This window comes from Ruegeria sp. BHSB172, assembly GCF_059613165.1.
Window position 1 is genome coordinate 93,707 of the sequence record NZ_JBXWRZ010000010.1, and the last position, 6,378, is coordinate 100,084.

Sequence of the window (6,378 nt, forward strand, 5' to 3'; positions counted from 1 at the left end):
TCTATACCTTGCCTCTTGCAAGGGGAAGCCTTAGACACCCCGCAGACAGCTGAAATGGACTCGCGATCAATGTTTGACACGATGACAGTTACCAAGGCCGCAGCCGGCCTGTTCGGTGCCTTTCTTTTCTTCCTCCTGGCGAAATGGGGGGCTGACGTTCTGTATAGCACGGACGCGCATGGTGAAATGGCCGCCTATGTGATCGAAACGGAAAGCGCCGGCGAAAGCGCTGACGGCGAAGAAGTGGTCTTTGCCGATCTGCTGGCCGCGGCCGATCCTGAAAAGGGAGCCAAGGTGTTCCGCAAGTGCTCGGCCTGCCACAAGCTCGAGAAGGGCGCGAACGGCACCGGCCCGTACCTGTACGCCGTCGTGAACCGTCCGATCGCATCGGCCGAAGGGTTCGGCGGGTATTCCGCCGCGATGCAGTCGCATGGCGGCAACTGGACGCCCGAGGAACTGGATGCCTTCCTGGCCAATCCGAAAGGCTATATCCAAGGCACTTCGATGAGCTTTGCGGGCCTGAAAAAACCTGAAGACCGTGCCGATCTGATCGCCTATCTGCAGACGATCGGCGGCTGATTGGTCAGGGTCCGTGACTTGCGAAAGCCGCTGCCGATGTGCAGCGGCTTTTTTCGTCTCAACAAATCTTCACAAAGCGCTCACGCAGTCTAAACTTGCAACTGCCATCGCTGGCCCGTTAGCTAGCGTGGACAGACATGGAACCGAGACGAACGCGAAGGATGACCTGCATGAAACCCGTTTTACCTGGCGCGCGTGTACTGAGTATTCGGCATTGGGCGTCAGCGTTGGGGCTTTCGGCGGCGATCATGGCGCTGCAGACAGTGCCGGGCGTGGCAGATGAGGGCGACATCATCCGCAGCCACGGGTATTCGTATTTCGGCAACCTGGACTATCCGGCCGACTATGCGCATCTGAACTATGTGAACCCCGATGCGCCCAAGGGGGGCGAGCTGTCGCTGGCGGCGTCGGGGACGTTTGATTCGCTCAACCCCTATTCCCGCAAGGGGCGGGCCGGTGCGTTAACCACGTTGCAATACGACCGGTTGATCGACAGTTCGGATGACAGCATTGGCCAGTATTACGGCGTGCTGGCCGAAAGTCTGGAATATGACGCCGACCGCAACTGGGTCATCTTCCATCTGCGCCCCGAGGCGACCTTCTGGGACGGCACACCGGTCACGGCCGAGGATGTCGTCTACAGCCACCGCCTGTTCATCGAGCAGGGCCTGCCATCCTATGCGCAGGCCGTGGGCCGCATGGTCACTGGCGCCGAAGCTCTGGACACCCACACGGTGAAATTCACCTTCAATCCTGAATTGACCGCCCGCAGCCGGATCGAGACGGTGGGGTCCACCCCGGTGTTTTCGAAGGCCTGGTTCGAGGCCGACCCGTCGCGTCGCCTGGACGAGCCGCGGCTTGAGGTCGCCGTGGGGTCGGGACCATACAAGCTGGACAGTTACGACATCAACCGGCGCATCGTCTACAAGCGGCGCGACGACTATTGGGGCAAGGACCTGCCGTTCAACAAGGGGCGGTTCAACTATGACAGCATCCGGGTCGAGTATTTTGCGGATCAGACCGCGGCCTTCGAGGCGTTCAAGGCCGGCGAATACACGTTCCGCATCGAGAGCGACCCCAAGCTGTGGGCGACCGGGTATGATTTTCCCAAGGTCGCGCAGGGCTATGTGGTGAAGGATGCGATCCCCGACGGCAGTCCGCCGAATCCGTCCGGTTTCGTGTTCAATCTGGCGCGCCCGCAATTCGCCGACAAGAATGTGCGCAAGGCGCTGGCGCTGGCGTTTAATTTCGAATGGGCCAATGAATCGCTCCTGTACGGTCTGAACTCGCCGCGTGATTCCTTCATCGAAGGCACCCCGCTCGAGGCGAAGGATGTCCCGCAGGGTCCCGAGTTGGAGTTTCTGAAGTCGCTGGGCGACGTGGTGCCGCCGGAACTGCTCACCCAGCCGGTGGAAACGGTGCATCAATCGAACCCGGCACGGCTGAACGACCGGCGCAACCTGCGCAAGGCCGCGAAGCTGCTGGACGAGGCCGGATGGCCCGTGGGCGAGGGCAACGTGCGCCGCAACGCCCAGAGTCAAACCTTGCGGGTGAACATCCCGTACCCCTCCAACCTGCCGACCTCGACGGCCACGATGATCGAGACCTTCGTGCAGAACCTACAGGCCATCGGCGTGGACGCGACGGCGGAAAAGGTCGACCCGGCGCAATATACGCTGCGCAGCCGCGAACGTGACTACGACATGGTGTATTCCACCCGCTACAGCGCTTTCCTGTCCACCGGCGGCGGGCTGAGCCAGATGTACGGCTCGAAAGAGGCCGCGTTCAGCCTGTTCAACCCGGCCGGACTTGCCAGCCCCCTGGTGGACGCCATCATCGAGGCGTCTTTCGCCACGACCAACCAGACCGAGCAGGACGCGGCGCTGATGGCGCTTGACCGGGCCCTGCGGTACGAGTTCTTCATCATCCCCGACGGGTATATCGCGGAATACTGGACGGCCTACTACGACATGTATGAATATCCCGAACAGCTGCCGCCCTATTCGCTGGGTTATCTGGATCTGTGGTGGATCAACCCGGAAAAGGAAGCGGCCCTGAAAGCGGCAGGCGCGTTGCGGTAACATGGGCGCCTATATCCTTAGACGCCTGTTGCTGGTCATTCCGACCCTTCTGGGCATCATGATCGTCAACTTCACGCTGGTGCAGTTCGTGCCTGGCGGGCCAATCGAACAGATCATCGCCCAGATCGAAGGGCAGGGCGATGTGTTCGCGGGTTTTGCCGGATCGGGCGATACCGGGGCCGGTGCCGAACCCGGCGGCGGCGTCTTCGATGACAAATACGTGGGCGCCCGCGGGTTGCCGCCGGAATTCATCGCCGAACTGGAGAAAGAGTTCGGGTTCGACAAACCGCCGATCGAGCGGTTCCTGAACATGATGGGCAACTATCTGACGCTGGATTTCGGCGAAAGCTACTTCCGCTCGGTTTCGGTGATTGACCTCGTGCTGGAAAAGATGCCGGTCTCAATCTCGCTGGGCCTTTGGTCGACGCTGATTGCTTATCTGGTCTCGATCCCGCTGGGCATCCGCAAGGCGGTCAAGGATGGTTCACGCTTTGACACCTGGACCAGCGCTGCCATCATCGTGGCCTATGCCATTCCGGGCTTCCTGTTCGCGATCCTGCTGCTGGTTTTGTTTGCGGGCGGGTCCTACTGGCAGATCTTCCCGCTCAGAGGGCTGACCTCGGATAATTGGGAAGACCTCAGCCTGCTGGGCAAAGTGGCCGACTATTTCTGGCACATCGCCCTGCCGACCATCGCGCTGACAATCTCGGCCTTTGCCACGCTGACGCTGCTGACCAAGAATTCGTTTCTGGACGAGATCAAGAAGCAATACGTCATGACTGCCCGCGCCAAGGGCCTGAGTGAACGGCGGGTTTTGTACGGCCACGTATTCCGCAATGCGATGCTGATCGTGATCGCCGGCTTTCCGGCGGTGTTCATCGGCGTGTTCTTCGGCGGGTCGATCATCATCGAGACGATATTCTCGCTGGATGGTTTGGGCCGTCTGGGCTTTGAGGCCGCGGTGGCGCGCGATTATCCGGTGATCTTCGGGACGCTGTTCATCTTCGGTCTGCTCGGGCTGGTCGTCGGCATCATCAGCGACTTGATGTATGTGCTGGTCGATCCGCGCATCGATTTCGAGAAACGCGAGGGGTAAATGGCGCTTTCTCCTCTGAACCAGCGCCGCTGGCGCAATTTCTGCCGCAACCGCCGGGCCTTTTGGTCGCTGATCATCTTCTCGGTGCTGTTCGGCCTGTCGCTGTTTGCGGAATTCATCGCCAATGACAAACCGATCCTGGTGAAGTACCGGGGCGAGTTCTACACGCCCATCTTCAATTTCTACGCCGAGACCGAGTTCGGCGGCGATTTCGAGACCGAGGCGATTTACCGCGATCCCGAGGTTCAGTGCCTGATCGACAGCGGCGGGCTGGAGGAGTGTTTCGACGACCCCGAAGGCATCATCGAGCAGATCGAAGCGGGAACATTCCAGGCCGAAGGTTTCGAGCGGGGCTGGGCGATTTGGCCGCCGATCCCCTATTCCTACAACACCAGCGTCGACCGCCCCGGCGCAGCACCCCTGCCGCCTAACGGGCAGAACCTGCTGGGCACTGACGACACCAAGCGCGACGTTCTGGCGCGTGTCATCTATGGCTTCCGCCTGTCGATCCTGTTTACCTTGATCGTCACCGGTGCGGCCAGCCTGATCGGCATATTCGCCGGCGCGCTGCAGGGCTTTTTCGGCGGCTGGCTGGACCTGATCTTCCAACGCATCATCGAGATCTGGTCAGCGACGCCTTCGCTTTACGTCATCATCATCATGTTCGCGGTGCTGGGGCGAAGTTTCTGGCTGCTGGTGTTCCTGATGATCCTGTTTTCCTGGACGGGGCTGGTGGGCGTGGTGCGGGCCGAGTTCCTGCGCGCCCGCAACCTGGAATATGTGCGCGCGGCCAAGGCGCTGGGCGTGGGCAACCTGACGATCATGTTCCGCCACATGCTGCCCAACGCGATGGTGGCCACGCTGACCTTCATGCCCTTCATCGTGACCGGCACGATCGGGGGGCTGGCCAGCCTCGATTTCCTTGGCTTCGGGCTGCCGTCCTCGGCCCCGTCTCTGGGTGAGCTGACCCTGCAGGCCAAGCAAAACTTGCAGGCCCCGTGGCTGGCCTTCACCGCCTTTTTCACCTTTGCCATCATGCTGTCGCTGCTGGTCTTCATCTTCGAAGGCGTGCGTGACGCGTTCGACCCGCGAAAGACCTTCTCATGAGCTTGCTGGATGTGAAAAACCTCAGGGTCTCGTTCCACCAGGACGGGCAGGTGACCACGGCGGTTCGGGGCGTGTCGTTCCATGTCGATCGCGGGGAAACCGTGGCGCTGGTGGGCGAATCCGGCTCGGGCAAATCGGTCACCGCGCTGTCGACCGTGTCGCTGCTGGGCGACAGCGCAATCGTCGAAGGATCGGTCACCTATGACGGCCAAGAGATGATCGGCGCCTCGGAGCAGCGTCTGATGGAGGTGCGCGGCAACGATATCAGCTTCATCTTCCAGGAGCCGATGACCTCGTTGAACCCGCTGCACACGATTCAGAAGCAGATGGCGGAATCGCTGGCCCTGCACCAGGGGCTGACGGGCGACGCGGCGCGCGCCCGGATCGTCGAATTGTTGAACAAGGTCGGCATCCGCGACCCCGAGGAACGGCTGGACGCCTATCCCCATCAGCTGTCCGGCGGACAGCGGCAGCGGGTGATGATCGCCATGGCGCTGGCCAATCAGCCCGATATCCTGATCGCTGACGAGCCGACCACTGCGCTGGACGTGACCATTCAGGCGCAGATCCTCGAGCTGCTGGTCGAGCTGCAGAAATCGGAAAACATGGGGATGTTGTTCATCACCCATGATCTGGGCATCGTGCGGCGCATCGCCGACCGGGTCTGCGTGATGAAGGATGGCGAGATCGTCGAGACCGGCCCGGTGGCCGAGATCTTCGACAACCCTCAGCACCCCTATACCCGCAAGCTGCTGGCGGCCGAACCCAAAGGCATTCCCGATCCGATAGACCCCGCGGCCGAAGAAGTGGCCCGGACCGAGCATCTGAAGGTCTGGTTCCCGATCCAGCGCGGGTTCCTGAAACGCACGGTCGGCTATGTGAAGGCGGTGAACGACGCTACGCTCAGCGTGCGGGCAGGCGAGACCTTAGGGATCGTGGGCGAAAGCGGCTCGGGCAAGACCACGCTTGCGCTTGCGATCATGCGTCTGATCGCTTCCGAGGGCGGGATCACCTTCCGTGGGCAGGATGTGCGCCGCTGGTCCACGCGTGAACTGCGCCGCCTGCGGAAGGACATGCAGATCGTATTCCAGGACCCGTTCGGCAGCCTCAGCCCGCGTATGACCTGCCAGCAGATCATCGCCGAGGGTCTGGCGATCCACAAGGTCGACCCGCACCGCGCGCCGCGCGAGTTGGTGGCCGAGGTGATGACCGAGGTGGGCCTGGACCCGGCGGCCATGGACCGCTACCCGCACGAATTCTCGGGCGGGCAACGCCAGCGCATCGCGATTGCCCGCGCCATGGTGCTGCGGCCCAAGCTGCTGGTGCTGGATGAACCCACCAGCGCGCTGGACATGACGGTTCAGGTGCAGATCGTCGAACTGCTACGCGACTTGCAGAAGAAATACGGGCTGGCCTACCTGTTCATCAGCCACGACCTGAAGGTGGTGCGGGCGATGTCACACAAGGTGATCGTCATGCGCAACGGAGACGTGGTCGAGATGGGCGCTGCCGAAG

Annotated in this window: 5 protein-coding genes; all 5 read left to right on the forward strand. The window is 61.7% G+C overall.

The window, feature by feature from the left end; translation table 11 throughout:
* Window positions 1–69: 69 nt before the first annotated feature.
* Window positions 70–579 carry a c-type cytochrome gene (locus AC2FM3_RS07930; protein ID WP_496680455.1) on the forward strand — a complete coding sequence of 170 codons (510 nt, stop codon included), beginning with the start codon at window positions 70–72 and terminating at the stop codon, window positions 577–579.
* Window positions 580–749: 170 nt separating this feature from the next.
* Window positions 750–2,660, forward strand: coding sequence for an extracellular solute-binding protein (locus tag AC2FM3_RS07935; RefSeq protein ID WP_496680457.1), 1,911 nt, complete (start codon window positions 750–752; stop codon window positions 2,658–2,660).
* A 1-nt stretch (window position 2,661) separates the two neighbouring features.
* Window positions 2,662–3,756, forward strand: a complete 1,095-nt coding sequence (locus AC2FM3_RS07940) for a microcin C ABC transporter permease YejB (protein ID WP_496680458.1) — start codon at window positions 2,662–2,664, stop codon at window positions 3,754–3,756.
* Entirely contained in the window at window positions 3,757–4,863 is a 1,107-nt protein-coding gene (locus AC2FM3_RS07945) for an ABC transporter permease (RefSeq protein WP_496680459.1), read from the forward strand.
* Window positions 4,860–6,378 (forward strand): ABC transporter ATP-binding protein (locus AC2FM3_RS07950; protein ID WP_496680460.1); only part of this gene is annotated, 1,519 nt, incomplete at its 3' end. The genes AC2FM3_RS07945 and AC2FM3_RS07950, both read left to right, overlap by 4 nt.

Excerpts from the sequence above, each read along its gene's own strand:
- AC2FM3_RS07935 (WP_496680457.1), top strand. The coding sequence starts at position 750 with ATGAAACCCGTTTTACCTGGCGCGCGTGTACTGAGTATTCGGCATTGG.
- AC2FM3_RS07930 (WP_496680455.1), top strand. The coding sequence starts at position 70 with ATGTTTGACACGATGACAGTTACCAAGGCCGCAGCCGGCCTGTTCGGT.
- AC2FM3_RS07945 (WP_496680459.1), top strand. The coding sequence starts at position 3,757 with ATGGCGCTTTCTCCTCTGAACCAGCGCCGCTGGCGCAATTTCTGCCGC.
- AC2FM3_RS07940 (WP_496680458.1), top strand. The coding sequence starts at position 2,662 with ATGGGCGCCTATATCCTTAGACGCCTGTTGCTGGTCATTCCGACCCTT.